General features: G+C 65.4%; 3 protein-coding genes. 2 read left to right on the top strand and 1 reads right to left on the bottom strand.

Translation table 11 applies throughout. From position 1 onward, the window contains the following. Positions 1-407, bottom strand: a 407-nt coding sequence (mce, locus tag SY1_RS01725) for a methylmalonyl-CoA epimerase (RefSeq protein WP_208872567.1), incomplete at its 3' end; no start/stop codon positions are given. Positions 408-795: 388 nt separating this feature from the next. On the opposite strand from mce, the gene SY1_RS01720 reads away from it, so the two are divergent. Together SY1_RS01720 and SY1_RS01715 are read left to right on the top strand one after the other, a co-directional pair. Next, the gene (locus SY1_RS01720) at positions 796-1,185 is read left to right on the top strand and encodes a hypothetical protein (protein ID WP_015555980.1); all 390 of its coding nucleotides are present in this window, start codon (positions 796-798) and stop codon (positions 1,183-1,185) included. Positions 1,186-1,194: 9 nt separating this feature from the next. Further along, positions 1,195-1,524, top strand: a 330-nt coding sequence (locus tag SY1_RS01715; RefSeq protein ID WP_208872566.1) for a prepilin peptidase, incomplete at its 3' end; no start/stop codon positions are given.

Raw genomic sequence — 1,524 nt, 5'->3', positions numbered from 1 at the left:
TACGCCTGACGCTGGCAGAGCTCCAGCAGGACGCCACCCGTCGCCGCCGGATGGATGAAGGCGATCAGCGCGCCGCCCGCCCCCCTGCGGGGCTTCTCGTCGATCAGGCGCACGCCCTTCGCCTTCAGCTCGGCCAGCGCAGCCTCCAGGTCGTCCACGCGCAGCGCCATGTGGTGCATCCCCTCGCCCTTCTTGGCGATGAACTTCGCCACGGGGCTGTCCTCCGCCGTCGGCTCCAGAAGCTCCACCTCGGAGTCCTTCAGGGGCAGGAAAGCCGTCTTCACCTTCTGCTCCGCAACCTCCTCAACGCCATGGCACGCGACCCCAAGCGTCCCCTCCCAGAACTCAAGCGCCGCGTCGATGCTCTTCACGGCGACGCCAATGTGATCGATGATCGTCGGTTTCATCACGAGTCCCCCCTCTAAAAAATAACGGAACGAGTCCAAAGACCTCGCTCTATTTTAAGGCCAACCCCTCATCCGGCGCAAGGGAAGAACCTGCGTCCCAATCCACCTGTCATCCTGAACATCCCCGCACGCCACCAGCTTACGATATCCGGCCCTCGTGCGCCACCCCCATGCCGGGTGGTTTTGCGGGTAGTTTTTGCCATGCCGACCCCACGGCACACCCGCCACCGAGGGGCATGGGACGAGGCCGCGGCGCACAAAGAACCCCGCAGGATGTTGTACAATAGAAGGGTAATACAGAAGGACAGGATGACTTGAGTTTTTTCGTCAACACAATCGGGCGGGCGGAGTTTCTCCCTGGCGCCCGCCAACGCAGGAGGTAACGGACATGGCTTTGATAACGTGCAGACTGTGCCGCAAGATATTCACCGCAGCGGCCGGAAGGGTGTGCCCTGAGTGCCAGAAGCGCCTCGACGACCTCTACCTCGACGTCCGCAACTACCTGAGGGACAACCCGAAGGTGGCCTTCAACGTCGAGACCCTGGCCGACGCGCTGGGAGCGGACATCCGCGACGTGCAGGGGCTGGTGGACCTGGGCTACCTGGAGCGCGACCTGCCGCGCGGCGGCGAGCTGCAGGAGAACGACAGCCGACAGAAGCTGGCGAAGGAGTTCGAGCAGTCCTTGACCCAGATGCGGGCGGCCGCGGCGGCTGCGGCCCAGCGCAAGCCCGTCTCCTACGGCCAGGAGCTGTACAGCGACAAGGGCAGGAAGAAGTAGAGCCCGTCCATGCCCGAAGAGTCTGCGTTTCCCATCTTCGTCGCGCTGACCGCAGCGCTTGGGGCCTGCATGGGCTCTTTCCTGAACGTCGTGGCGCACCGCAGCATCGAGGGGCGCCCGTGGTGGGGGAAGGAGCGTTCGACCTGCGAAGCCTGCGGCCACGTCCTCACGCCCTGCGAGCTGATCCCGATACTCTCATGGTTTTTCCAGAGGGGGCGCTGCCGATCCTGCGGCGCGTCGCTCTCCCCGCGCTATCTGCTGGTGGAGCTCATCGGAGCGGCCGGAGCCGCCGGAGTCGCCTGGCGGTGGGGCCCCTCCTGGGCCGGCGCCCTCGTCCTG

The organism is Fretibacterium fastidiosum, from assembly GCF_000210715.1.
In the GTDB taxonomy this organism is placed as follows: Bacteria; Synergistota; Synergistia; order Synergistales; family Aminobacteriaceae; genus Fretibacterium; species Fretibacterium fastidiosum.
Note: the sequence above shows the minus strand (reverse complement) of the source record. Positions and strands in the feature narration are given on the sequence as shown.

Coding starts and splice junctions, on each gene's coding strand:
- SY1_RS01720 (WP_015555980.1), top strand. CDS start 796: ATGGCTTTGATAACGTGCAGACTGTGCCGCAAGATATTCACCGCAGCG.